Genomic DNA, 24,846 nt, shown 5'->3' on the forward strand with positions numbered 1-24,846 from the left:
AGGTCCGGCCACCCGGACACGCCGAGATGGTTGGACGTCCTACTAAATCCCGCCTACCGTGCAGCCATGGCCTCCGCGGAGCTGCACGTGCCCGTCCACCCCGTCCGCTTCGTCACCGCAGCGAGCCTGTTCGACGGGCACGACGCGGCGATCAACGTCATGCGGCGGCTGCTGCAGAGCCAGGGCGCCGAGGTGGTGCACCTCGGGCACGACCGCAGCGTCGACGCCGTCGTGCGGGCCGCGCTGGAGGAGGACGTCCAGGGCGTCGCCATCTCCTCCTACCAGGGCGGGCACGTCGAGTACTTCGGCTACCTGGTCGACCGGCTGGCGGACGTCGGCGCCTCGCACGTCCGCGTCTTCGGCGGCGGCGGAGGCGTGATCGTGCCCGAGGAGATCGCTCTCCTCGCACGTCGAGGAGTGCGCGTCTTCAGCCCCGAGGACGGCGCCCGCCTCGGCCTGCCCGGGATGATCAACGAGCTGATCCGCACCTGCGACGTCGACCTGACTACCGACCGGCCCGACGCCGACGCGCTGCTCACCGGCGACCCGCGGGCGCTGGCCCGGGCGATCACCGTGCTCGAGGCCGGTGCCGACGAGGCGCTGGCCGCCCGCGTCCGGGAGGCCGCCGCGGCGCGCACCGTGCCGGTGCTGGGCATCACCGGCACCGGGGGCTCGGGCAAGTCCTCGCTCACCGACGAGCTGCTGCGCCGGCTGCGCCGCGACCAGGAGGACAAGCTCCGCGTCGCCGTCCTCGCCATCGACCCGACCCGCCGGCGCGGCGGCGGCGCGCTGCTCGGCGACCGGATCCGGATGAACGCGCTGGAGTCCGGCGAGGGCTCGCACACCTTCTTCCGGTCGATGGCCACCCGCACCGCCGGCGCGCAGGTGCCCGAGCACCTCGACGACGTGCTCGCCGCGGTCAAGGCCGCCGGCTTCGACCTCGTGGTCGTGGAGACGCCGGGCATCGGGCAGGGCGACGCGGCGATCGTGCCGTTCAGCGACGTCTCGCTCTACGTCATGACGCCGGAGTTCGGCGCGGCCAGCCAGCTCGAGAAGATCGACATGCTCGACCTCGCCGACGTCGTGGCGATCAACAAGTTCGAGCGCCGGGGTGCGGAGGACGCGCGCCGCGACGTCGCCCGGCAGATGGTGCGCAACCGCGAGGCGTTCGGCCAGCCGTGGGAGCAGATGCCGGTGTTCGGCACCAGCGCCGCCCGCTTCGACGACGACGGCGTCACCGCGCTGTACCAGGAGCTGCTGGGCCTGCTGGTCGAGAAGGGGTTGCCCGCCGGCGCGGGGGTGCTGCCGCGGGTCGACGTGCGCGCCTCGACCGGGCTGTCCAGCGTCGTGCCCTCGTCGCGGGCCCGGTACCTGGCCGACGTCGCCGAGGCGGTGCGCGGCCACCACCGGGTCACCGAGGAGCAGGCCGCCCTCGTCCGCCGCCGTCAGCACCTCACCACCGCGGCCGAGGTGCTCGACGGGGACGCGGCCGAGGCGGCGCGCGCGGCGGCGGAGGCCGCCGACCGCGAGCTGCTGCCCGAGGTGCGCACGCTGCTGGAGGAGTGGCCCGCGCGGGTGGAGCAGTACTCGGGCGACGAGTACGTCTACACGGTGCGCGGCAAGGAGATCCGCACGCCGCTGACCCGCGAGACGCTGTCGGGCACGAAGGTCCCGCGGGTGGCGCTGCCGCGCACCACCGACCAGGCCGACCTGCTGCGCTTCCTGCGGCGGGAGAACCTGCCCGGCGCCTTCCCGTACACGGCCGGCGTCTTCCCGTTCAAGCGCTCGGGCGAGGCCCCGGCGCGGATGTTCGCCGGCGAGGGCGACGCGTTCCGCACCAACCGCCGGTTCCGGGTGCTGTCGGCGGGCAACGAGGCGACCCGGCTGTCGACGGCGTTCGACTCGGTCACCCTCTACGGCCGCGACCCCGACCCGAGGCCCGACGTCTACGGCAAGGTCGGCACGTCGGGCGTCTCGATCGCCACGCTCGACGACATGCGGGTGCTCTACGACGGGTTCGACCTGTGCGCCCCCACCACGTCGGTGTCGATGACGATCAACGGCCCGGCACCGGCGGTGCTGGCCATGTTCATGAACACCGCGATCGAGCAGCGGCTGGACCGCTTCCGTGCCGACGAGGGCCGCGAGCCCGACGAGGCCGAGGCCGAGGAGATCCGCGCCTGGGTGCTGTCGACCGTCCGCGGCACGGTGCAGGCCGACATCCTCAAGGAGGACCAGGGCCAGAACACCTGCATCTTCTCCACCGAGTTCGCGCTGCGCTGCATGGCCGACATCCAGCAGTGGTTCATCGAGCACCGGGTGCGCAACTTCTACTCCGTGTCGATCTCCGGCTACCACATCGCCGAGGCCGGGGCGAACCCCATCAGCCAGCTGGCCTTCACGCTGGCCAACGGGTTCACCTACGTCGAGGCCTACCTGGCGCGCGGCATGGCGATCGACGACTTCGCGCCCAACCTGAGCTTCTTCTTCAGCAACGGGATGGACGCCGAGTACACGGTGATCGGCCGGGTGGCGCGGCGGATCTGGGCGGTGGCGATGCGCGACCGCTACGGCGCCAACGCCCGCTCGCAGCAGCTGAAGTACCACGTGCAGACGTCGGGCCGGTCGCTGCACGCGCAGGAGATGGACTTCAACGACATCCGCACCACGCTGCAGGCGCTGTGCGCGATCTACGACAACGCCAACTCGCTGCACACCAACGCCTACGACGAGGCGGTGACGACGCCGTCGGAGCACTCGGTGCGCCGCGCGCTGGCCATCCAGATGATCATCGACAAGGAGTGGGGCCTGGCCGGCAACGAGAACCCGCTGCAGGGCTCGGCGATCGTCGACGAGCTCACCGACCTGGTCGAGGAGGCGGTGCTGACCGAGTTCGACCGGATCGCCGAGCGCGGCGGCGTGCTGGGCGCCATGGAGACCGGCTACCAGCGCGGCAGGATCCAGGACGAGTCGATGCTCTACGAGCACCGCAAGCACGACGGGTCGCTGCCGATCGTCGGCGTCAACACCTTCCTCGACCCGCGCTCGCGTACCGAAGCACCCAAGCCGGTGGAGCTGGCCCGGGCGACCGAGGCGGAGAAGCAGTCGCAGCTGCAGCGGCTGGCCGACTTCCAGGCCCGGCACGCCGACGAGGCGCCGGCCGCGCTGGCCCGGCTGCAGGAGGCGGCGACGTCGGGCGGCAACGTGTTCGAGGCGCTGATGGACGCCGTCCGGTCGTGCTCGCTGGGCCAGATCTCGGAGGCCTTCTTCGAGGTGGGCGGCCAGTACCGCCGGAATGTGTGAAGGACCCCCGTGCCCCCCACCGCTCGCAGGCTCACGGCGGGCCCCTGCACGGGGGCCGGGAGAACCGGATGGCGGTCCTGATCGACGACCTCGGTTCCCCGGTCGACCTCCCGCGGCCGCCGCGGCGGGTGGTGTCGCTCGTCCCGTCGCTGACCGAGGCGCTGGCGGCCACCGTGCCCGACCGGCTGGTGGGCGCCACCGACTGGTGCACCCACCCGGCGGACCTCGACGTCGCCCGGGTGCGGGGCACCAAGAACCCCGACCGGGCGGCGATCGCGGCGCTGCGGCCGGACCTCGTCGTCGGCAACCGGGAGGAGAACCGCAAGCTCGACGTCGACCGGCTGCGCGCGGCCGGCGTGCCGGTGTGGGTGACGGTGATCGAGACCGTCGAGGAGGCGCTGGCCTCGATGCGCCGGCTGTTCGCCGAGGTGCTCGACGTGGGGGAGCCCGCCTGGCTCGCGGCTGCCGCCCGCGAGTGGGCCCGCGCGGCGCCCGCGCCGTCCCGCCGGGTGGCCGTGCCGGTGTGGCGCGACCCGTGGATGGTGGTCGGCCCGCGCACCTTCACCGGTGACGTGCTGGCGCGGCTCGGGCTGGTCAACGTGTTCGGGGCGGGGGAGGACCGCTACCCGCACGTCTCCGTCGACGACGTCGCCGCCGCGGCGCCGGACGTCGTGCTGCTGCCCGACGAGCCCTACCTCTTCACCGCCGACGACGGCCCCGAGGCGTTCCCCGGCCTGCGGTCGGTACTGGTGTCCGGGCGGGCGCTGACCTGGTACGGGCCGTCGCTGGCCACCGCCCGCGCGGAGCTGCTCGCGGCGCTGGACGGCTGACGGGTCCGCCGTCCGACGGCTCAGCCGAGGGAGCGGCGCATGAGCACCCGGGGGAAGCCACCGGCGACGGCGTCGGTGTCGGCGGCCTTGGTGAAGCCGGCCGACTCGAACAGCCTCCGCGTCCCGACATAGGCCATCGTGGTGTCGACCCGCTGGTCCCCGCTGTCGGCCGGGTAGCCCTCGACGGCGGGAGCGCCCTGCGACGCCGCGTAGTCGACGGCGCCGCGGACGAGCGCGTGCGCGATGCCCTGCCCGCGGTGGCCGGGGCGCACGCGCACGCACCACAACGACCACACCGGCAGGTCGTCGACGTGCGGGATCTTCGTCGACCGCTCGAAGGGCAGCTCCGCCCGCGGCGCGACGGCAGCCCAGCCGACCACCTCACCGCCGTCGTAGGCGAGCACACCCGGGGCGACCGGACGGCGGGTCAGCTCGTGGACGTACTCGCGGCGGGCCGTCCCCACCAGCTCGCGGTTGGTGCGCGAGTCGACCCGGTGGCTGAGGCACCAGCAGACGGTGGAGTCCGGGTTCTTCGGCCCGAGAACCGTGGCGACGTCGTCGAAGAGCTCCTCCGTGGCCGGCCGGACCTCGATGCCCATCCGGACACGCTAGCGGCGAGAGCCGTTCGTGGACCGGTCGCCCGGCCGGCGGTGTGCGGCTCACGCGGGTGCCGGGCGGAGCCGCTGCGCCGGCGCCGCGTGGTCACGATGACGGCCAGGAGGAGCACCAGGCCGGTGACCAGGCGGAGCCACCCGATGGCGGTCGCCTCGCGGGCGACGGGATCTCGTCGCTGTCCGGGGGTAGGTGACCATCCGGACCCCGTTGGCGTACGTCCCCCGCTCGGCGGTCTCGATGCCGCGGGCGGCGATCCCCCCGACCCACGCGTCGAGGTCGTCGGCGAACAGCGTGTGCACCGCGTGGCCGGCGTGCGCGGGCCGCAGGTCGGTGTCCAGGTACCGGTGCTCGGCGAGCTCCCACACGGCCTCGACGCCGTCGGGCAGGGAAGCGGGTGTCGCGCCGAGCAGCCGCTCGTACCAGGCCGGCGCCCGCTCGTGGTCGCTCACCGGGATGCCCGCGAAGAGATCGACCGCCACGGCGGGAGGCTGGTCCGGGTCGCTCCCCTCCGGGGCGAGCGGACCACCGGCCGGGTCACGACGTCCCCGGGTCACCCGACCGTGTCGCGCATCCCGGGCGGCTGATCACCGGTCCGCCGGCGTCGGGACGGCGACGCGGCGCTCCGCTCCCCGGTGACACGAACCTGTAAGTCCGCTATGAACCACCTGGGAGTCCGCTGGGGGACAAGGAGCAGTCGTGAAGACACGCAGTGCCGTACTCCACACGCAGCCCGGCCGGTACGAGGCCACCGAGGTCGACCTCGACGACCCCCGCGAGGGCGAGCTGCTCGTCAAGATGGCCGCCGTCGGGCTGTGCCACACCGACGACCACGACGTCCCGCCGGGGTCCGCCCCGCCGCTCCGGCTGCCCCTCGCCGGTGGCCACGAGGGCGCCGGCGTCGTGGTCGGCGTAGGCCCCCACACGCCCGGGTGGGCCGAGGGCGACCACGTGGTGCTCAGCTTCGTCGCGGTGTGCGGCAAGTGCCGGATGTGCTCCACCGGCCGGCAGAACCTCTGCGACCTCGGCGCGCGCCTGTTCAGCGGCGCCCGGATCGAGGACCCGACCAGCTTCCGGATGTCCTACCAGGGCAGGCCCGTGGGTCAGGCCTACGGCCTGGCCGCGCTGAGCGAGCACACCGTCGTCGACGCCCGGTCGGCGGTCAAGATCGACCCGCGCGTGCCGCTGGACAAGGCCGCGCTCGTCGGCTGCGGCGTCCCCACCGGGTGGGGGTCGGTCACCCACATGTCCGACGCGCGGGCCGGCGACGTCGTCATCGTCATGGGCGTCGGCGGGGTCGGCATCAACAGCGTGCAGGCCGCGCACGCCATCGGCGCCCGGGCGGTCATCGCCGTCGACCCGGTCGAGTTCAAGCGGCAGTGCGCCGAGCGGCTGGGCGCGACGCACAGTGCGGCCACCATGGGCGAGGCCACCGAGATCGCCCGCTCCCTGACCGACGGCCAGGGCGCCGACGCGGCCGTCGTGGCGGTCGGCACCGTCACCGGCGAGCACATCGCCGAGGCGGTGGCCTCGATCCGCAAGGCCGGCACGGTGGTGCTCACCGGCACCGGGAGCATGCGGAACGGCGGCGGCATCCCGATCAACAACACCATGTTCACGGTCTTCCAGAAGCGGCTGCAGGGTGCGCTGTTCGGCGGCTGCAACCCGCGGTGGGACATCCCCAGCCTGCTGGCCCAGTACCAGGCGGGCACGCTCAAGCTCGACGAGCTCGTGACGCGGACCTACACGCTCGACCAGGTCGCCGACGGCTTCGACGACATGAAGGCGGGCCGGAACATCCGCGGGCTGGTCCTCTTCGACTGATCCGCCCCGCCCGGGTCGTCCCGCCGCACGGGGGACGGGACGACCCGGGCCGGACCCGTGCCACCATGCGCCATGAGCAGCAGCGACGTCGCCGTCGAGGTCAGCGCCCTGGCGATCAACGTCGTGGTCCCCGAGGACCTGCGCTGGACCGACACCCGGCGCGGCGAGGAGTTCCTGCTGACCACGCTCAACGTCCGCCTGCTGCCCGACGGGCGCCTCGCGGCGAAGGCCTACGGCCGGCCCACCGCGGGCGGGCGCGGCGCCTACGTCTCCTTCCCCGTCCCCGACCGGGAGGAGCTGGCGGCGCTGGTGTCCGGGGCCGCCGACCGCGCCGCGCAGCTCTGGTCGGCCCACCGCGGCCCCGGCTGAGGCCGCGGTCGCCCACAGCGCCGGCCGTCCACCGGCGGTCGTCAGCGCGCGCGGTCGTAGACGGCGCAGTGCGCCCCGGTGTCGGAGACGGTGCTGCCGGTGAGCGCCCAGCGGGCGGCCGACGGGCCGTCGCCGAACAGCCGCGGGCCGTCGCCGACCACCTCGGGGCACCAGACGACGGCCAGCCGGTCGAGGGCGTCGACGGCCAGCAGCCGGGTGACGACGCTCCCGCCGAGGACCAGGACGTCGTCCCCGCGGCGGCGGCGCAGGTGGGAGGCGACCTGGGACGGGTCGACCTCGAGCACCCAGGTGTTGTCCCACCCCGGCTCGGTCATCGTGGTGGAGAACACGATCTTCTCCACCTGCTCCAGCCAGCTCGCGAACGCGCGGTCGCGGGCGTCGGCGGCGTCGTCGCGGGCCACCGCCGGCCAGGACTCCCGGGCGCGCACGAAGTCGCCCTCGCCCAGCAGCGCGGTCGTTGCCGCGGCGTGCAGCCGCTCCCGGTGCTCGCGGACGGCGTCGCTGCCCAGGTGCGGCACCGCCCAGGCCGGGGCGTCGGAGGCGCCGGCGAGGCGCCCGTCCAGGGTCGCGAGGACGCTGCCGACCAGGGTCCTGCCGCCGTCTGCTCCGGGCACGCGGCCATCAGACCAGCGCGGGCCCGGCGGCACCAGCCGGTCGCGGCCCCGCCGTGGGCAGGATGGGCGGCATGCCGCGGCTGCTCGTCGTCCACCACACGCCCTCGCCGAACCTGCAGGCGGTGCTGGAGGCGGTCCGCGAGGGCGTGGCGATGGTGGAGGAGGCCGAGCTGACCGAGCGCCCCGCGCTGTCGGCCGGCGCGGCCGACCTGCTCGCCGCCGACGGCGTGCTGCTCGGCACCCCGGCCAACATCGGCTACATGAGCGGCGCGCTCAAGCACTTCTTCGACACCGTCTACTACCCCTGCCTGGACGCCACCGTGGGCCTGCCCTTCGGCGTCTACGTGCACGGCGGCGACGACACCGCCGGCGCGCTCAGGGCCATCGGCACGGTCACCGGCGCGCTGCGGTGGAGGCAGGTCGCCGCACCGCTGAGCCTCACCGGCGCGCCGAGCAGGGCGGACCTCGAGGCCGTCCGCGAACTCGCCGCGACGGTCGCCGTCAGCCTCTAGCCTCCACGGGGTGAGCACGCGCCTGGTCGTCATCGGAGGGGACGCCGCGGGTGGCAGCGCGGCGTCGCAGGCGAAGAAGCGGCGGCCCGACCTCGACGTCGTCGTGTTCGAGCGCGGCCGGGCGACGTCGTACTCCGCCTGCGGCATCCCCTACTGGATCGCCGGCACCGTGGAGCGCGAGGCGCAGCTGGTCGCCCGCACGCCCGAGCAGCACCGCGCCGCCGGCCTCGACGTCCGGATGCGCACCGAGGTGGTCGGCATCGACACCGACAAGGGGATCGTGCACTGGCACGACCTGGAGACCGGCGCCGAGGGCACCGAGCCCTATGACGACCTCGTCTACGCGACCGGCAGCGTGCCGATGCGCCCGCCGGTGGAGGGCATCGACGCGCAGGGCGTGTACGGGGTGCAGGTGCTCGACGACGGCGTGGCGCTGCGCGCCGAGCTCGACAGCGGGCGGGTGGAGCGGGTGGTCGTCGTCGGCGGCGGCTACATCGGGCTGGAGATCGCCGAGGCCTGCCGGATCCGCGGGCTGGCGGTCACCGTCGTCGACCTGTCGGCCACGCCGGTGGGCACCTTCGACCCCGACGTCGGCGCGATCATCGCCGAGGCGGTCCGCTGCGAGGGCATCGAGCTGGTGCTCAGCGACGGCGTCGCGGCCATCGACGTCGGCCCCGACGGCCGGGCCCGCGCGGTGGTGACCCAGAGCGGCCGCGAGCTGCCCGCCGACCTCGTCGTCCTCGGCCTGGGGGTGCGGCCGAACGTGCGGCTGGCCCGGGAGGCCGGCATCCCGCTGGGCACCTCGGGCGGCATCGCCGTCGACCAGCGGATGCGCACCCAGGTGCCCGGGGTGTGGGCGGCCGGCGACTGCGTCGAGTCGGTGCACCGCCTGTCCAGGCAGCGGGTGGTCGTCGCGCTCGGCACCCACGCCAACAAGCAGGGCCGGGTGGCCGGCATCAACATCGGCGGCGGGTACGCCACCTTCCCCGGCGTCATCGGGACGGCGATCACCAAGATCTGCGCCACCGAGGCCGCCCGCACCGGGCTGTCGGAGGCCGAGGCGGAGGCGGCCGGGTACTCCTTCGTCACCGCGGCGGTGGACTCGACGACCAAGGCCGGCTACTTCCCGGGCGCCAGCCCGATCCGCGTCAAGATGATCGCCGAGCGCCGCAGCGGCCGGCTGCTCGGCGCCCAGGTGGTCGGCGAGGAGGGCGCGGCCAAGCGGGTCGACGCGCTGGCGATCGCCATCTGGAACGAGATGACCGTCGACGAGGTGCTCTCCCTCGACCTGTCCTACGCCCCGCCGTTCGCGCCGGTGTGGGACCCGGTGCTCATCGCCGCCCGCAAGGCGTTCGAGGCGGTCGAGGCCGACACCCGCGGCTGACCGGTCACCGCAGCGCCGCGCCCATCCGCTCGACGACCCGTTCGAGCACCGGCGCCGGCGTGGCGAAGTTCAGCCGCACCGCGCCCCGGCCGGCCGCGCCGCACCGCCCGCCGTCGACCACCGCGACCCCGGCCCGCTCCAGCAGCAGGTCCCCCGGCCCGTCCACGTCCCACCGCTCGAGCCAGGCCAGGTAGGTGCCCTCCGGCGGGGTGTACCGGACGCCGGGCAGGTGCGCGGCGACGAGGTCGGCGAGCAGCCGGCGGTGCCCGTCGAGGACGACGAGCAGCTCGTCGAGCCAGGCTCCGCCGTCGGTGTAGGCCGCGGTGTTGGCGACGGCGCCCAGCGTCGAGGCGCCGTGCTCGACCGGGTGGCCCACCTCCGCCCACAGCGCCGCGTCGGCCTCGTCCGTCAGCACCAGCTGCGCGCACTTGAGCCCGGGCAGGTCCCAGGCCTTGGACGCCGACGTCGCCGTCACCGCCTGCCGGGCGGGCACCTCGCCCAGCGACGCGTAGGGCACGTGCCGGTGCCCCGGGTACACCAGCGGCGCGTGGATCTCGTCGGCGAACACCCGCCCGCCGTGCCGGTCGACCACCTCGGCGACGGCCAGCATCTCCGCCGGCTCGAGCACCCGGCCGATCGGGTTGTGCGGGTTGCACAGCACCAGCAGGTGCCCGCCCGCGGCGAAGGCGGCGTCGAGCGCGTCGAGGTCGTAGACGAACCGGTCGCCGTCGCGGGCCATCGGCACCTCGACCACCTCGCGGCCCAGCGCCGGCGGCACCTCCAGGAACGGCATGTAGGCCGGGGTGGGCAGCACGACCGGCGAGCCGGGCCGGGAGAGGTGCGTGATCGCGGCGGACAGGCCGGCCAGCACGTCGGGCAGCGGCCGCACCCGCTCCGGCGGCACCGCCCAGCCGTGCCGGTCGAGCAGGAAGCCGGCGGTGGCCCGCGCCATGTCCGCGGCCAGCCAGTCGGGCAGGTAGCCGAGCAGGCCGCGGTCGACCGCCTCGTGCAGCGCCCGGGTCACCGCCGGCGCCGTCCCCAGGTCGGACTCGGCCACCCACGCGCCGAGCGCGCCGGGGTGACGGGTCCACTTCAGCCCACCGCGTGCCCGCAGTCGCTCGATGAGGTCGTCGGCCACGTGCCGATCCTGCCCGGCTGCGACGATCCGGGCATGGCGCTGCTCGTGGTGGTCAACCGGTCGGCCGGCACGGCGGACGACGAGGCGCTGGACACCGCGCTCGACGTCCTCCGCGACGACACGGACGTCGAGGTGGCCGCCACCGCCGACGCCGCCGAGCTCGACCGGGTGCTGGCCGGTCTCGACGGCCGCCGGCCGGTGGTGGCCGGCGGCGACGGGTCGCTGCACGCCGCGGTGGCCGCGCTCGACCGCGCCGGTGCCCTCGACCGGCCCCTCGGGGTGCTGCCCCTCGGGACGGGCAACGACCTCGCGCGGGCGCTCGGCCTGCCGCTGGACCCGGCCGCGGCCGCCCGGGTGGTGCTCGGCGGGACGGCGCGGCCGCTGGACCTGCTGCGCGACGACGCCGGCGGCATCGTGGTCAACGCGGTGCACGCCGGGGTCGGCGCCGACGCGGGGGAGCGCGCCCACCGGCTCAAGGACACCCTCGGCGCGGTCGCCTACCCCGTCGGCGCCGCCGTCGCCGGCGTCACCACCCCCGGCTGGCGGCTGCGGGTGGAGGTCGACGGCACGGCCGTGGCCGACGGCGGCACCCCCGTGCTGATGGCCGGGGTGTGCAACGGGCCGACGATCGGCGGGGGCACCGCGCTGGCCCCCGACGCCCGCCCGGACGACGGCCTGGCCGACGTCGTCGTCGTCACCGCGACCGGCCCGGCGGCGCGGGCGGCGTTCGCCGCGGCGCTGGCCACCGGGCGGCACGCCGGGCGCGAGGACGTCGTGGTCGTCCGCGGGCGGGAGGTGGCGCTGTCCGGCGAGCCGGTCGGGCTCGACGCCGACGGCGAGCTGCAGGACCCGGTGACCGCGCGGACCTGGCGCGTGCAGCCGGCCGCCTGGTCGGTGCTGGTCCCCTCAGCTCCCGGCCGGTGACCAGCCCAGCAGCGGGCCCAGCCGGGTGGCGGTGTCGGTGAGGATCTGCTCGTAGTCGGCCTCGGCGAAGCTGAACGGCAGCGCGAAGACGACCTCGGTGACCTCGCGGAAGCCGGCGTGCGCGTAGAGCGCCTCGGCGACCTGCTCGGAGGTGCCCACCAGGTCGGGGGCGAACAGCAGCCGGCCCGGGCCCTGCGGGACGCCGACCCGCGGGGCCCGCGCCGCGGCGTAGGCGGCGTAGCGCTCCCGCTGGTCGGGCGTCGCGGTGTCGGTGGGCACGACCACCAGGCCCTGCGACACCCGCCCGGCGCCCCCCGCCGCCCGGTAGGAGCGGATCTGCCCGGCCTGGATCTCCGCGAAGTCGGTGCTGCCGCCCTCGGCGCGCACCACGCTGCTGGTCAGCAGGTTCATCCCCGCCCGCCCGGCCCACTCCGCCGAGCGGGTGCTGCCGGCGCCGTACCAGAGCCGCGCGCGCAGTCCGGGGGAGTGCGGCTGCACCCGGTCCGACCACTCCTCGACCAGGCCCTCGCGGCCGGAGAAGGACGCCGCGGGCTCCCCGGCGACCAGCCGCAGCAGCCGCTCGACGCGGGTGTGGGTGAGGTCCTCGGCGTCGGCGGTGTCGGGGTAGAGCGCGGCCTTGACGTCGTCCCAGTGCATCGGCGGGCCGATGCTGACGCCGGGCTGCAGCCGGCCGCCGGAGAGGACGTCGACGGTGGCGAGGTCCTCCGCCAGCCGCAGCGGGTTCTCCCAGCCCAGCGGGGTGACCGCGGTGCCCAGCGCGATCCGCGAGGTCCGCTGGGTGGCGGCGGCGAGGACGGCGACGGGCGAGGAGATGCCGTACTGCAGGTGCCGGTGCCGCAGCCACGCGCTGTCGAACCCGAGCCGCTCGCCGAGCTCGACCATCCGCAGCGTGGCCTCGTGGCCGGCGCGCGGGTCGGCCGGGTCGAACGTGCCGATGGTGAGGAAGCCGAGCTGCTCGAGCGGGGTGCCGGGGGCGGGCATGGGTGCGATCGTGCCCGGCCCCTGACCCGTCCACGCGTGCCCGGGGTCAGGAGGCGGGCGTCACCCGGAGGGCGAGGAGCGCGACGTCGTCGTCGGTGGACCCGGGCACGCCCGTGAGCAGCCGGTCGAGCAGGTCGTCGAGCGACCCGGGGTCGTCCCCGGCGAGCGCCCCGGCGAGCCGGGCGATGCCGCTGTCGAGGTCGGTGCGGCGCCGCTCGACCAGCCCGTCGGTGTAGAGCAGCACGGTGCTGCCGGGCGCCAGGCGGGTGCGGTGGGTGGCGCGCGGGCGGTCGGGGTCCAGGCCCACCAGCAGGTCGGGGGGAGAGGCGAGCACCTCGACGGTGCCGTCGGGATGGCGCAGCAGCGGCGGCGGGTGGCCGGCGTTGCTCCACGCCAGCACGCGACCGCCGCCGTCGCCGGGGTCCACGCGGGCCACCACGGCGGTGGCCAGCGCGCCCACCCGGAGCCCGGCCACCGCGGCGTCGAGGCGGCCGAGGGCGCGCTCGGGCGGCTCCCCGGACTCGAAGGCGAAGCCGCGCAGCATCGACCGCAGCTGGCCCATGGTCGCCGCGGCGCGGACGTCGTGGCCGGTGACGTCACCGATGACCAGCACCGGGGCGCCGGCGGAGTCCTCGAAGGCGTCCCACCAGTCGCCGCCCACCTGCGCGCCGGCGCTGCTGGGCAGGTAGCGGGCGGCCAGCTCCAGCCCGGGCGGGGCGGGCAGCTCGCCGAGCAGGGCCCGCTGCAGGGTGGTGGCGACCGACTCCTGCTCGGCCAGCAGCACCGCGCGGGCCACGGCCTGGGCGGTGTACCGGGCGAGGGCCAGGACGAGGCCCTCCTCGGTGGGGGTGAACGCCCGCGGCGCGTCCCAGACCAGGCTCAGCGTGCCGGGCACGTCGCCGGCCACCGGCAGCGGCAGGTGCGCCGACGCCTCGAAGGGCACCGGACCCCCGGCCGCGGACGAGGCCGCAGGGAAGCGCGCCAGCGTGGTGGCGGCGTCGGGCAGGAAGAGCGGGCGGCCGGCCGCCAGCGCCGCCGACGGCGGGTGGTCGGTCCCGAGCGGCAGCGACGGCCACTCGCCGGCCTCGTCGTCCCGCCGGCCCGCGGCGGGCACCAGCTGCAGCCGGCGGGTGCGCGGGTCGACCAGCCCGAGGTAGCTCCGCGAGGTGCCGAGGACCTCCGTGGCGGCCGACGTGACGGCGGCGGCGACGTCGGGGAGGGTGACGGCGTCGGCCAGGGACTCGGCGAACCGCAGCAGCAGGCGGTTCTGCTCGCCGGCCTGCTCCGCGGCCCGGCGCGCCGTCTCGGCGTCCCGGGTGGCGGCGCGCAGCCGGAGCTCCGAGGTGGCGAGCCCGGCGACCTGGGTGAGCACGGCGACGTCGGTGTCGGTCCACTCGCGCGGCCGGCCGTCGATGGCGCAGACCGCGCCGACGACCTCGCCGTCGGGGCCGAGCAGCGGCACGCCGCAGTAGGCGATCACGCCGAGGTCGCCGACGGCGCCGTTGTCGGCCAGCACCTCCACCTGGCGGGCGTCGCTGACCACCAGCGGCTGCGCACTGTGCCGCACGTACTGGCAGAACGAGTGCGACAGCGGGGTGCGCCGGAGGGTCTGCCACGGCAGCGGCAGGCCGACCGCGCCGGGGAAGACCTGCTCGTCGGGCTCGACCAGGGTCACCAGGGCGGTGGGGACGTCGAGCAGGGTACGGACCAGCGCGACGAGCCGGTCGAAGTCGGCGTCGGCGATCACCGGGTCGTCGGCCGGCCCGTCCGTGCTGGTCACCGGCACCACGGTAGCCGGGGGCGGGGACGGTCCCGCTCAGCGCGGCAGGCGGCCCAGCAAGTGGAACTCCGGGTTGGGCGGGATCGCGGCGAAGTGCGCCAGCCGGTTGGACAGCGCGAAGAAGGCGGTGATGGCGCCGACGTCCCACACGTCGTCCTCGGTCAGGCCGTGCGCCCGCAGCCGGTCGAGGTCCTCGGGGGTGACCGCGGCGGGGTCGGTGGCCAGCCGGACGGCGACGTCGAGCACCGCGCGCTGGCGGTCGTCGAGCGGGGCCTTGCGCCAGTCGACGGCGACCAGGTCGGCCAGGAGCGGGTCGCGCATCCGGATGCGCGCGATGGCCCCGTGCGCGACGACGCAGTACGCGCAGTCGTTGGCCGCGCTGGTGGCGACCACGATCAGCTCGCGCTCGCCGGTGGACAGGCCGGGGGTGTCCTTGTCCATCAGCGCGTCGTGCATCGCGAAGAAGGCGCGGGCCTCGTCGGGGCGCCAGGCCAGCGCGGCGAACACGTGGGGCAGGAAGCCCGAGCGCTCCTGCACGTCGGCGTAGCGCTCGGCGAGGTCGGCGGGCAGGCCCGCGGGGTCGGCGACGGGGAACCGGCTGATCGGGGTGTCGGTGCTCACGCCGCCCAGCCTGCCCCGCGGCGGCCGCGCGTGCGGTCCCCGGTCGGCTGCCGGCCCGTCGGCGGCGGTCAGCCGGTGACGACGACGCGGTCGCGGCCCTCGCGCTTGGCCCGGTACAGCCGGGCGTCGGCGCGGCCGAGGAGCTGGGCGGCCGTGCGGTCGGCGACCTCGGCGGTGCTCGCGGCGCCGATGCTCACCGTCACCGGCAGCGCGCCGGTCAGCGGCTCCCACGGGTGTGCGGCGACCGCGGCGCGGACCACCTCGAGGTGGCGGGCCACCGCGCCGGCGTCCGGGCCGGGCAGCACCAGGACGAACTCCTCGCCGCCGAGCCGGGCGGCGAAGGAGCCGGGACCCGGCGCGCCGGTCTCCTGCAGCAGCCCGGCGACGACCCGCAGCACCTCGTCGCCCACCGCGTGCGAGCAGGTGTCGTTGACGGTCTTGAAGTGGTCGAGGTCGACGAGCGCCACCCACACCAGCTCCGCGCCGGGCGCGTCGAGCAGGCGGGGCAGCTCCTCGTCGACGTGGCGGCGGTTGTACAGGCCGGTCAGCGGGTCGCGCAGCGACAGCTCGCGCCAGCGGCGGCTCTGCCGGCGGGCCTCCGTCGTCTCGTACATCGCCTGCAGGGTGCGGGCGCGGGCGTCGCGCTGGGCCGACTGCAGCTCGGTCAGCTCGGCGACGTGGCGCTTGTGCTCGGCGTAGGCGGCGCGGAAGTCACCGGCGGCGGCGTGCAGCTCGGCCTGCTCCGCCCGGGCGCGCACCCGGATCGCGGTCAGCCCGTGCCGCCGGCAGCGGCGCACGCACTCGACCAGCGTGCGCTGCGCGGCGTCGACCGCACCCCGGCGGCGCTGCACCTCGGCGAGGGTGAGCAGGAAGTCGGCGCCGGCGTCGCCGTCCGCGGAGGCGCCGAGCACCTCGGGGGCCAGCCCGGGCAGCAGCACGGCCTCGGCCTCGTCGAACCGGCCCAGACCCATGAGCGCGCGGGCGACGGTGTCGAGCCCGCCCACGTCGAGGGGCGTGCCGTGCGCGGCGGCCAGCGCCTGCATCCGGGTGCTGGCCGCCAGCGCGTCCTCGAACCGGCCGGCGAGCTGGTCGGTGTAGGCGCGGTTGTTGAGCACCCGGACCTGGCGGTCGACGTCACCGAGCTCCTCGGCCAGCCGCAGCACCGCGTCGTAGCGCTCCGGGGCGGCCGGGTCGCGGGACAGGCCCAGGACGTCGGCCAGCCGGACGAGGTGGTCGACGCGCAGCGCCGGCAGCGCGTCGTCGGCCAGCAGGTCGACGGCGGACACGGCGTGCTCGAGCGCGCCGGAGAGGTCGCCGAGCTCCTGGAAGACGGCGGTGAGCACGAAGGAGGCGCGGGCCAGCAGGTGACGGGAGTGCGCCTCGGTGGCCCAGCGGTGCACGTCCTGGGCGATCCGGCCGGCCTCGTCGACCGCGCCGCGGCGGCGCAGCAGGTCCGCGCGCACCAGCCGGGCGCGCTGCTCGAGGTCGGTGCGCCCGAGGGAGGCGGCGGTGGCGACCGCCGCCTCGGCGCGGGCGGCGGCCTCCGACGAGTCGAAGCGGGACAGCGTCTCGAGCTCGTCGAGGGTGGCTCCCAGCTGCGCGAGGACGCCCGACCCCGGGTCGGGACCCACCTCCGGCCGGACGGCGAGACTGGTCACGCAGCCGTCTTCGGCGCCGGGCGTCCCGTGCCGCAGGGGGTCGGGGGGCGGACCACCCGGACGGGTGACCGGACCGGGCTCAGCCGGCGCCGGGACCGTCGTCGTCGGCCGGGTGCCCGGTGAAGGCCGCTCGCGCGTCGGCGCGGGCCGCCTCGGCGGCGTGGGTCGGGTCCTCGCCGGGGTCCGACGCCGGCCCCAGCGCGCGGACCACCTCGTCGGCGTGGGCGTAGTCGGTGCCCGGCGGCACCGTCCGGAGGGCGCGCAGCACCTCGTCGGGGGCACCGTGCCGCTCGGCGGCGGCCAGCAGGGCGTCCTTGTCGGCGGGGTAGTCGACCTCGCCCAGGTGCGCGACGACGTCCTGCGGGGGCACGGCGTGGGCCACGGGGTCTCCTCGGGGCCGGGGACGGGACGCCCCCGGGGCTACCCGCCGTCGGGAGCGGTACGCACCGTCAGCGTCACGCCCTCCGCGAGTCGGTAGGGCGCCGTCGCCACCAGGTCGCCGACCACCCGGCGCAGCCGCGACACCTCCGCCCGCGCGGAGACCACGTGCTGGTCGTCGCCGAACAGGCCGCGGCTCAGCGCCCCGGCGCTCAGGCCGGACCGGCCCGCGTCGGCGACCAGCACCAGCACCTGCGCCTGCCGCCGGGTCAGCCCCGCTGCCCACGGCCGCCCGCCCGCCCGCACCCGCAGCACCGGGGAGCCGGTCAGGTCGACCTCGGCGGTCACCGGCTCGCGGGCGCCGCGCGGGCGGACCAGCCAGCCCTCGCCGAGCCGCTCCGGCGTGCACAGCCCGAGTCCCGCCACGGTCATGACGCGGTCGTCGCGAGGGGCGGCGACCCGCGGCCGGACGGCGACGCCGGAGCTGTGCGCCACCCACCCGTCGTCGTCGACCACGAGCAGCGGCCCCTGCACCCCGGCCAGCACCGGGTCGGCGCTGCGGCGCAGCCGCTCCAGCCGCTGCTCGTGGTGCCACCGCAGCCGCGACTCGGCCAGCCGCACGGAGGTCTCGACCAGCGCCCCGATGGCCGGGTGCAGGGTCAGCGCCGGCCCGCTGACGTCGACGACGCCGAGCAGCTCCCCGGTGACCGGTGAGTGGATCGGCGCGGCGCTGCAGTACCAGGGGTGCTGCGCCTGCTCGAAGTGCTCGGCGGAGAACAGCTGCACCGGTGCGGCCTCGGCCAGCGCCGTCCCGATGGCGTTGGTGCCCACCGCCGCCTCGGTCCAGGTGGCGCCCTCGGCGAAGCCCAGCCGGTCGGCGCGCAGCCGGGTGGCCGCCGCGCCCTCCCGCCACAGCACCACGCCCTCGGCGTCGGTGACCACGACGAGGAAGTGGGAGGCGTCGGCGACGCTGCCCAGCACCTGGCGCAGCTCGCCGATCACCAGCGACAGCGCCGAGCGGCGGCGCCGGGCCTCCACGGCGTCCAGCGGCAGCGGGTCGCGGGGGCCCCTCCGCCCGGGGTCCAGGCCCATGCCCAGCACCCGCGTCCACGACCGCTGCACCACCCGGCGCGGGGCCACCGGCGGGCGGCCGCCGCCGATCACCGCGTCGTGCACCCGGGTGAGGACCCGGGCGTGGGAGGAGAGGTCCGTCCCCGGCGCGACCGCAGACCAGCCGGGCACCTGCACCTCCGCGTGCAATCCGCTGCAACCCTCCCGCCGTCGTCCCGGAGGCGCTGTGCTGCACATCACACCACGTCAGCACGACGGCGAGGAGCCCCCTCCATGACGCAGACCCTCGACGCACCCCCCGGTACGGCGGCCCAGCGGGCCCGGGACTGGTTCGCCGCCCTCGAGGACGCGCTGCGCGCCCGCGACGTCGAGCGCGCCGCCGGCCTGTTCGCCCGCACCAGCTTCTGGCGCGACCTGGTCGCGTTCAGCTGGAACATCACCACCGTCGAGGACCGGGCCGGTGTCACCGACCTGCTCACCGCCACCCTCGACCGCACCGACCCGTCCGGCTTCACCGTGACCGAGGAGCCCGACGAGGCCGACGGCGTCACCACCGCCTGGTTCACCTTCGAGACGGCGGTCGGGCGCGGCCGGGGCCTGGTGCGGCTCGTCGAGGAGGACGGGCAGGCCAGGGCGTGGACGTTCCTCACCACGCTGTACGAGCTCACGGGCCACGAGGAGCCCCGCGGCCGGGCGCGGCCCAAGGGCGCCGAGCACGGCGTCAACCGGGAGCGGCAGACCTGGGCCGAGCGCCGGGCGCGCGAGGACGCCGAGCTCGGCCGCACCACCCAGCCCTTCGTGCTCGTCGTCGGCGGCGGGCAGGGCGGCATCGCGCTGGGCGCGCGGCTGCGGCAGCTCGACGTCCCGGCGCTCGTCGTCGACAAGCACGCCCGGCCCGGCGACCAGTGGCGCAGCCGCTACAAGTCGCTGTGCCTGCACGACCCGGTCTGGTACGACCACCTGCCCTACCTGCCGTTCCCCGACAACTGGCCGGTGTTCGCCCCCAAGGACAAGATCGGCGACTGGCTCGAGTCGTACGTGACGGTCATGGAGGTCCCGTACTGGGGCGGCACCGAGGTGCGCAGCGCCACCTACTCGCCGGACGACGGCGGGTGGACCGTCGAGGTGGTGCGCGACGGCGAGGAGCTCACGCTGCGGCCGCAGCACCTGGTGCTGGCGACCGGGATGAGCGGCAAGCCGAACGTGCCGGTGCTGCCCGGTCAGGACGTGTTCCGCGGCGAGCAGCACCACTCCTCGGCGCACCCCGGCCCCGACGGGTACGCGGGGAAGAAGGTGGTCGTCATCGGCAGCAACAACTCCGCCTTCGACATCTGCGGCGCGCTGTGGGAGCACGGCGCCGACGTGACGATGGTGCAGCGCACCTCGACGCACATCGTCAAGAGCGACAGCCTCATGGAGATCGGGCTCGGCGCGCTCTACAGCGAGGAGGCCGTGGCCAACGGGGTCACCACGGAGAAGGCCGACCTGGTGTTCGCCTCCATCCCGTACAAGATCATGCACGAGTTCCAGATCCCGCTCTACGAGCAGATGAAGGAGCGCGACGCCGACTTCTACCGCCGCATGGAGGACGCCGGCTTCCGGCTGGACTGGGGCGACGACGGCTCGGGCCTGTTCATGAAGTACCTGCGTCGCGGCTCGGGCTACTACATCGACGTGGGCGCGGCCGACCTGGTGGCCAACGGCGACGTGGAACTGGCGCACGGGCAGGTCGACCACCTCACCGAGGACGCCGTCGTCCTCGAGGACGGGACCGAGCTGCCGGCCGACCTCGTCGTCTACGCCACCGGCTACGGGTCGATGAACGGCTGGGCGGCCGACCTGATCAGCCAGGAGGTCGCCGACACGGTGGGCAAGGTGTGGGGCCTGGGGTCGGACACCACCAAGGACCCCGGCCCGTGGGAGGGCGAACAGCGCAACATGTGGAAGCCCACCCAGCAGGAGGCGCTGTGGTTCCACGGCGGCAACCTGCACCAGTCGCGGCACTACTCCCTCTACCTCGCGCTGCAGCTCAAGGCCCGCCACGCCGGCATCCCCACGCCGGTGTACGGCCTGCAGGAGGTGCACCACCTGCGCTGAGCCGACGGTGACCGCCCGCGGCGAGTCGCCCGGCGCCGGGGAGACGTCGCGCTCCCCGGCGCCGGTGCTCCGGCGGCGATACTGTCGCCCGGTCGCCGCCAGCCAGCCGCGGGAGTCGCATGAACCTCGAGAAGGTGGTCTTCGGGTTCTTCGTGGTGCTCGCCGCCACGCTGAACTTCGGCTTCTTCATCGGCGACATCTCCGACCCCGAGCTGCACAACGTCTACGAGCTGTTCGCCGCCGTCGTGGTCAACCTGATCGCCACGGTGCTCAAGTTCGGCGACCGGACGCAGATCGGCGCCGTCCACCTGGCCACCAGCCTGGTGGCCGACCTGCAGCTGATCGCGGCCTCGCTCAGCTGGGCCTGGGCGCAGTACATCTCCAGCGAGGGGCTGACCGCCGGCGCGACGGCCAGCATGGTCTCGCTCTCGGGCGGTGCACTGCTGGCCAACCTCGTCTCCATCGTCCTGCTGGTCGTGGAGACCGTCTCCTTCCAGCGGCACTGACGATGGCCACCGCAGCCAGCGGGAGGGCGCCCGGTCGGCGCGGACGGCGGCGGATGCCGGTGGTGCCGCGGGCGGAGGGGTCGGCCACGGTGTTCGTGGTCCTGCGGCGCATGCGCGCCCCGCTCATCACGCTCATCACGATCTTCGCGATCAGCGTGCTCGGGCTGTCCCTGGTCCCCGGGCAGGACGCGAACGGGCAGCCGGCGCGGATGAGCGTCTTCGACGCCTTCTACGTCATGAGCTACACGGCGACGACGATCGGCTTCGGCGAGATCCCGAACGCCTTCACCTACGCCCAGCGGATGTGGGTCACCGGCGCCATCTACCTGACCGTCATCGGCTGGGCCTACGCGATCGGCGCCCTGCTCGCGCTGCTGCAGGACCGGGCGTTCCGGCAGGCCCTGGCGCTGCGGCACGTCTCGCGCAAGGTGACGGCGCTCCGCGAGCCGTTCCTGCTCATCGCCGGCTACGGGGAGACCGGCGAGACCCTCGGGCGCGCCTTCGACACGCTGGGCCGCCGGTTCACCGTCGTCGACATCGCCGACGCCCGCATCGACGCCCTGGAGCTCAACACCTCCCACGCCGACGTCCCCGGAGTGGTCGGCGACGCGCGCGATGCCCACGTGCTCGGCGTCGCCGGCCTGGGACACCCGTACTGCGAGGGCGTGCTGGCCCTCACCAACGACGACGAGGCGAACCTGGCGGTCACGATGGCGGCCGCCCTGCTGCGCCCCGACCTGACCGTGGTGACCCGCACGACCTCGTCGGTGGTGGCCGAGCGGATGCGCACCTTCGGCAGCCCCACGGTCATCAACCCCTTCGACCGGTTCGGTGACCACCTGCGGCTGGCCCTGCGGGCCCCGTCGTCCTACCAGCTGACCACCTGGCTGGAGAGCGGGCCCGGCGCGGAGCTGCCCCCGCGGGCCGACGCCCCGGCCCCCGGCCGGTGGGTGGTGTGCGGCTACGGCCGGTTCGGCCGGCAGTTCGCCACCGACCTGCGCGCCGAGGGCCTGGAGGTGACCACCGTCGACCCGGTCGACGGCGAGGCCACCGTGGTCGGCGACGCGTCGGAGCCCCAGGTCATCCGCCGCGCCGACCTCACGACCGCGGTCGGCCTGGTCGCCGGCACCGACAACGACACGACGAACCTCTCGCTGATCGCCGAGGCGCGGCGCGCCAACCGCCACCTGTTCATCGCCGCCCGCCAGAACCAGCCGACCAACGCGGCGCTGTTCGCGGCCATGGAGCCCGACGCGCTGCTCGTCCCGACCCAGGTCGTCGCCCACGACGCCTACGCCCGGCTGAGCACGCCCCTGCTGTGGCGCCTGCTCCGCGAGCTGCCGCAGCAGACCGACGAGTGGTCGGCCGACGTCGTCGACCGGCTGGTCGACGCCTGCGGCCGGCACCTCGAGCCGCTGTGGAAGGTGCGGCTCACCGACACCGAGGCCCCGGCGCTGCAGCCGTGGCTGGCCACCGGCCGGTTGACGCTCGGCGACCTGCTGCGCAGCCCGGCGCGCCGGGACGAGCCCCTGTCGGTGGTGCCCCTGCTGGTGCTTCGGGGCCAGGAGACCCTGCTCGCTCCCGGCGACGACCTGCTGCTCGCGCCGGACGACCAGATGCTGTGCGCCGGGCGGCCGGGCATGCGCCGCGCGCTGGAGACGACGCTGCTGGTCGACGGGGTCGTGGAGTACCTCGTCACCGGCCGCCAGGTGCCGACCAGCTGGATCTGGCGGCGGCTGTCGCGCTCGGCGCGGATGCCGGAGCCGACTCCCGCGCCCTGACGCCCCGCGGCGCGTCGTGGCGTGGACCGCCGCGGCGGCGGGTAGGGGCGGGCTCGGCACGGGAGCACCCGGCGATGGGGGAGACACGTGGCTGACCGAGGGCTCGCCCGGCGGGTGATGGACGTCCTCCCCGGCCGCGGCGACGCGGTCCGGGCGCCGGAGCTGCGGACCGACGGCGGTCGCTCCGCCTCACGCCTGGAGCTGTTCTTCGACCTCGCGTTCGTCCTGGTCGTGGCGGAGCTGGCGATCGCGCTGCGCGAGGACGTGACGTGGCACGGCTACCTCGTCTTCGCCGGGCTGTTCGCCACGGTGTGGTGGTCGTGGGTCAGCTCGACGCTGTACGCCAACCGCTTCGACCACGACGACGTCGTGTACCGGCTCTACAAGCTCGGCAGCATGGCCGCCGTCGTCGGCCTCGCCGCCTCGGCGTCGGAGGCGACGGGGAAGCGGTTCGCCGTCTTCGCGCTCTGCCACGTCCTGCTGCGCCTGATGCTGATGCTCCAGTACCACCGCGCCCACCGGCACGTGGTCGAGGCGCGGCCCATCACCCGGCTCTACCTGGCCGGCGCCGCCGCGGGTGCGGTGCTCTGGGCGGTGTCGCTGGCGGTGCCGCGGCCGGCCGGGTTCGCCCTGTGGGCCGCCGCGATCCTGGTCGAGGCGCTGGTGCCGCTGCTGGCCACGCGGTCCTCGGCCGACGTCCCGCTGCACGTCGAGCACCTGCCGGAGCGGTTCGCGCTGTTCACCATCCTCGTCCTGGGGGAGCCGATCGCCGGGGTGGCGCACGGGCTCTACGACGCCGAGTGGTCCGGCTCGGCCCTGCCGGTGGCGGTGCTGGCGTTCGTCCTCGCGGCGGCGCTCTGGTGGAGCTACTTCGACCTCGCCGGTGCGCGGGCCAAGCGGCTGCTCGGCGAGGTCGGCGAGTCCAACGGCGCGCACTCGCACGACGTCTACGTCTTCGGGCACCTGCCACTGGCCCTCGCGCTGGCCACCGTCGGCGCCGGGGTGGAGCTCGCCGTCGTCGAGGCCGCGGCCGGGGAGGTCCCGGCGGGGACCCGGCTGCTGCTGGGCGGCGGGGTGGCCCTCTTCCTGGTGGCGGCGAGCGTGACGACGTCGGCGATGACGAGCGCCCGCCGGGGCTGGTGGTGGCCGGTGCTGGCGGCCGGGGTCGCGCTGCTCGACGTGCTGCTGGAGCTCCCGGCCGTGGTCGTGGTCGGCGCGCTGGCCGCGCTGGTGTGCGCCGTGGTGGTGGCCGGCTCGGTGCAGCGGTCGGCGGGCGGGCTGGCGACCGAGGAGGTCTGAGCCACCGGCAGGGCGCTGCCCGGACCGGTCGCCGGGCCGCCGGGTGAACCGCGCCGCGGAACGGGTAGGGCCGCAACCGTCCCGACCCCGACGACGGAGGCACAGCATGGACCGGCAGGAGTGGACCCGGGTCGTGGAGGCGGCCACCCGCGCGCCGTCGATCCACAACACCCAGCCGTGGCTGTTCCGCGCCGACGGCGACCGGCTGACCGTGCGCACCGACCCCTCCCGGGCACTGTCGGCCCTCGACCCCTCGGGCCGGCAGCGGGTGGTCAGCTGCGGCGTGGCGGTGGAGTTCGCCGTGGTCGCGCTGACCGCCGCCGGCCGCGCCACGGACGTCGACGTGCTGCCCGACCCCGCCGACCCCGACCTGCTGGCCACGGTGACCGTCACCGGGGACTGGGAGCCCGACGACGAGGACGGCGACCTGGCGCGGGCGATCGGGACGCGGCACACCGAGCGGGCACCGTTCCTGCCGCGCGCGGTGCCGGCCGGCGTCGTCGACCGGCTGCAGGCGGTGGCCGGCGCGTTCCGGGTGTGGCTCAAGCCGATCAGCGACGCCGACGAGGAGGTGGCCACGGTGTTCCTGCTCTCCCGCGCCGAGGAGATCGAGCAGGGCGAGCCGGAGTACCTCGCCGAGCTGGAGCGCTGGGTGCGCACCGACCCCGCCGCGGTCGACGGCATCCCCGTCGGCGCGGTGCCCGGTGAGGACCCGGCCACCCGCCCGTCGAACTGGCTGGTCCGCGACTTCGTCGTCGGCTCGCGGCCGGCCGGGCGGGTCCCCGGAGGCGACCTCGACGCGCCGCCCCCGGACGTCGAGCGGCCCACCGTCGTGGTGCTCGGCACCGACGGCGACGGCCGGGCCTCCTGGCTGACCGCGGGGCGGGCGCTGGGCCGGGTGCTGCTCGAGGCCACCGTGGCCGGGCTGGCGGCCTCCCCGCTGACCCAGGCCCTCGACTGGCCCGCGACCCGCACCCAGCTGCGCTCCCGGCTGTCGTTGGGCGGGCACCCGCAGATGCTGCTGCGGCTGGGCTACCCCTCCGGCGACCGCAGCCCGTCGACCAACCGCCGTCCGGTCGAGGAGGTGCTCGACGTCGTCGGCTGACCGCGGCGGGGACCTCC

At 75.7% G+C, this 24,846-nt stretch carries 22 protein-coding genes; 12 read left to right on the forward strand and 10 right to left on the reverse strand.

Going from position 1 to position 24,846, the window contains the following annotated elements:
- The first annotated feature begins 66 nt into the window (after positions 1-66).
- Both icmF and LY71_RS07260 read left to right on the forward strand, forming a co-directional pair.
- Positions 67-3,303, forward strand: a complete 3,237-nt coding sequence (gene icmF, locus LY71_RS07255; RefSeq protein ID WP_106276302.1) for a fused isobutyryl-CoA mutase/GTPase IcmF — start codon at positions 67-69, stop codon at positions 3,301-3,303.
- Positions 3,304-3,371: 68 nt separating this feature from the next.
- Positions 3,372-4,133 (forward strand): helical backbone metal receptor, encoded by a 762-nt coding sequence (locus tag LY71_RS07260; protein WP_106276303.1) that lies wholly within the window; start codon positions 3,372-3,374, stop codon positions 4,131-4,133.
- Positions 4,134-4,153: 20 nt separating this feature from the next.
- Here LY71_RS07260 and LY71_RS07265 read toward each other — a convergent pair whose 3' ends face one another.
- Together LY71_RS07265 and LY71_RS07270 are read right to left on the reverse strand one after the other, a co-directional pair.
- Positions 4,154-4,732 (reverse strand): GNAT family N-acetyltransferase, encoded by a 579-nt coding sequence (locus LY71_RS07265; RefSeq protein WP_106276304.1) that lies wholly within the window; start codon positions 4,730-4,732, stop codon positions 4,154-4,156.
- Positions 4,733-4,792: 60 nt separating this feature from the next.
- Positions 4,793-5,227, reverse strand: coding sequence for a VOC family protein (locus LY71_RS07270; protein ID WP_211297195.1), 435 nt, complete (start codon positions 5,225-5,227; stop codon positions 4,793-4,795).
- A 217-nt stretch (positions 5,228-5,444) separates the two neighbouring features.
- On the opposite strand from LY71_RS07270, the gene LY71_RS07275 reads away from it, so the two are divergent.
- On the forward strand, positions 5,445-6,569 hold the full coding sequence (locus LY71_RS07275; protein WP_106276305.1) for an NDMA-dependent alcohol dehydrogenase: 1,125 nt from the start codon (positions 5,445-5,447) through the stop codon (positions 6,567-6,569).
- Between the two features lie 72 nt (positions 6,570-6,641).
- A complete protein-coding gene (locus LY71_RS07280; protein WP_106276306.1) occupies positions 6,642-6,938 on the forward strand; it encodes a hypothetical protein in 297 nt (98 codons plus the stop codon).
- Between the two features lie 41 nt (positions 6,939-6,979).
- On the opposite strand, the gene LY71_RS07285 is transcribed toward LY71_RS07280, so the two are convergent.
- Positions 6,980-7,573, reverse strand: coding sequence for a dihydrofolate reductase family protein (locus tag LY71_RS07285; RefSeq protein ID WP_170121253.1), 594 nt, complete (start codon positions 7,571-7,573; stop codon positions 6,980-6,982).
- Positions 7,574-7,644: 71 nt separating this feature from the next.
- Here LY71_RS07285 and LY71_RS07290 point away from each other — a divergent pair, with 71 nt between their 5' ends.
- Together LY71_RS07290 and LY71_RS07295 are read left to right on the forward strand one after the other, a co-directional pair.
- Positions 7,645-8,085 carry an NAD(P)H-dependent oxidoreductase gene (locus tag LY71_RS07290; protein ID WP_106276308.1) on the forward strand — a complete coding sequence of 147 codons (441 nt, stop codon included), beginning with the start codon at positions 7,645-7,647 and terminating at the stop codon, positions 8,083-8,085.
- A 10-nt stretch (positions 8,086-8,095) separates the two neighbouring features.
- Entirely contained in the window at positions 8,096-9,469 is a 1,374-nt protein-coding gene (locus tag LY71_RS07295; RefSeq protein ID WP_106276309.1) for an FAD-dependent oxidoreductase, read from the forward strand.
- 4 nt (positions 9,470-9,473) lie between these two features.
- Here LY71_RS07295 and LY71_RS07300 read toward each other — a convergent pair whose 3' ends face one another.
- Positions 9,474-10,607 carry a MalY/PatB family protein gene (locus tag LY71_RS07300; RefSeq protein ID WP_106276310.1) on the reverse strand — a complete coding sequence of 378 codons (1,134 nt, stop codon included), beginning with the start codon at positions 10,605-10,607 and terminating at the stop codon, positions 9,474-9,476.
- On the opposite strand from LY71_RS07300, the gene LY71_RS07305 reads away from it, so the two are divergent.
- Positions 10,608-11,531, forward strand: a complete 924-nt coding sequence (locus LY71_RS07305; RefSeq protein WP_245887740.1) for a diacylglycerol/lipid kinase family protein — start codon at positions 10,608-10,610, stop codon at positions 11,529-11,531.
- Here LY71_RS07305 and LY71_RS07310 read toward each other — a convergent pair.
- From LY71_RS07310 to LY71_RS07335, 6 genes are all read right to left on the reverse strand, one after another.
- Entirely contained in the window at positions 11,514-12,533 is a 1,020-nt protein-coding gene (locus tag LY71_RS07310; protein WP_106276311.1) for an LLM class flavin-dependent oxidoreductase, read from the reverse strand. The two genes, LY71_RS07305 and LY71_RS07310, sit on opposite strands and share 18 nt — an antisense overlap.
- 46 nt (positions 12,534-12,579) lie before the next feature.
- Positions 12,580-14,313, reverse strand: coding sequence for a GAF domain-containing SpoIIE family protein phosphatase (locus tag LY71_RS07315; protein WP_170121254.1), 1,734 nt, complete (start codon positions 14,311-14,313; stop codon positions 12,580-12,582).
- A gap of 36 nt (positions 14,314-14,349) precedes the next feature.
- Positions 14,350-14,934, reverse strand: coding sequence for a peroxidase-related enzyme (locus LY71_RS07320; RefSeq protein WP_106276313.1), 585 nt, complete (start codon positions 14,932-14,934; stop codon positions 14,350-14,352).
- Positions 14,935-15,002: 68 nt separating this feature from the next.
- Entirely contained in the window at positions 15,003-16,592 is a 1,590-nt protein-coding gene (locus LY71_RS07325) for a GGDEF domain-containing protein (protein WP_106276314.1), read from the reverse strand.
- A gap of 79 nt (positions 16,593-16,671) precedes the next feature.
- Positions 16,672-16,974, reverse strand: a complete 303-nt coding sequence (locus LY71_RS07330) for a DUF2795 domain-containing protein (protein ID WP_106276315.1) — start codon at positions 16,972-16,974, stop codon at positions 16,672-16,674.
- A gap of 38 nt (positions 16,975-17,012) precedes the next feature.
- Positions 17,013-18,212 carry a GAF domain-containing protein gene (locus LY71_RS07335; protein ID WP_106276497.1) on the reverse strand — a complete coding sequence of 400 codons (1,200 nt, stop codon included), beginning with the start codon at positions 18,210-18,212 and terminating at the stop codon, positions 17,013-17,015.
- A gap of 102 nt (positions 18,213-18,314) precedes the next feature.
- On the opposite strand from LY71_RS07335, the gene LY71_RS07340 reads away from it, so the two are divergent.
- From LY71_RS07340 to LY71_RS07360, 5 genes are all read left to right on the forward strand, one after another.
- Positions 18,315-20,138 (forward strand): flavin-containing monooxygenase, encoded by a 1,824-nt coding sequence (locus LY71_RS07340; protein ID WP_106276316.1) that lies wholly within the window; start codon positions 18,315-18,317, stop codon positions 20,136-20,138.
- 119 nt (positions 20,139-20,257) lie between these two features.
- Positions 20,258-20,644, forward strand: coding sequence for a DUF6394 family protein (locus LY71_RS07345; RefSeq protein ID WP_106276317.1), 387 nt, complete (start codon positions 20,258-20,260; stop codon positions 20,642-20,644).
- A gap of 53 nt (positions 20,645-20,697) precedes the next feature.
- Positions 20,698-22,425, forward strand: coding sequence for a potassium channel family protein (locus tag LY71_RS07350; protein WP_245887741.1), 1,728 nt, complete (start codon positions 20,698-20,700; stop codon positions 22,423-22,425).
- 87 nt (positions 22,426-22,512) lie between these two features.
- Entirely contained in the window at positions 22,513-23,724 is a 1,212-nt protein-coding gene (locus LY71_RS07355) for a low temperature requirement protein A (RefSeq protein WP_211297196.1), read from the forward strand.
- A gap of 106 nt (positions 23,725-23,830) precedes the next feature.
- Complete coding sequence (locus LY71_RS07360) at positions 23,831-24,829, forward strand: Acg family FMN-binding oxidoreductase (protein ID WP_106276319.1); 999 nt, start codon at positions 23,831-23,833, stop codon at positions 24,827-24,829.
- Positions 24,830-24,846: the final 17 nt, after the last annotated feature.

Source organism: Geodermatophilus tzadiensis (genome assembly GCF_003002915.1).
GTDB lineage: Bacteria > Actinomycetota > Actinomycetes > Mycobacteriales > Geodermatophilaceae > Geodermatophilus > Geodermatophilus tzadiensis.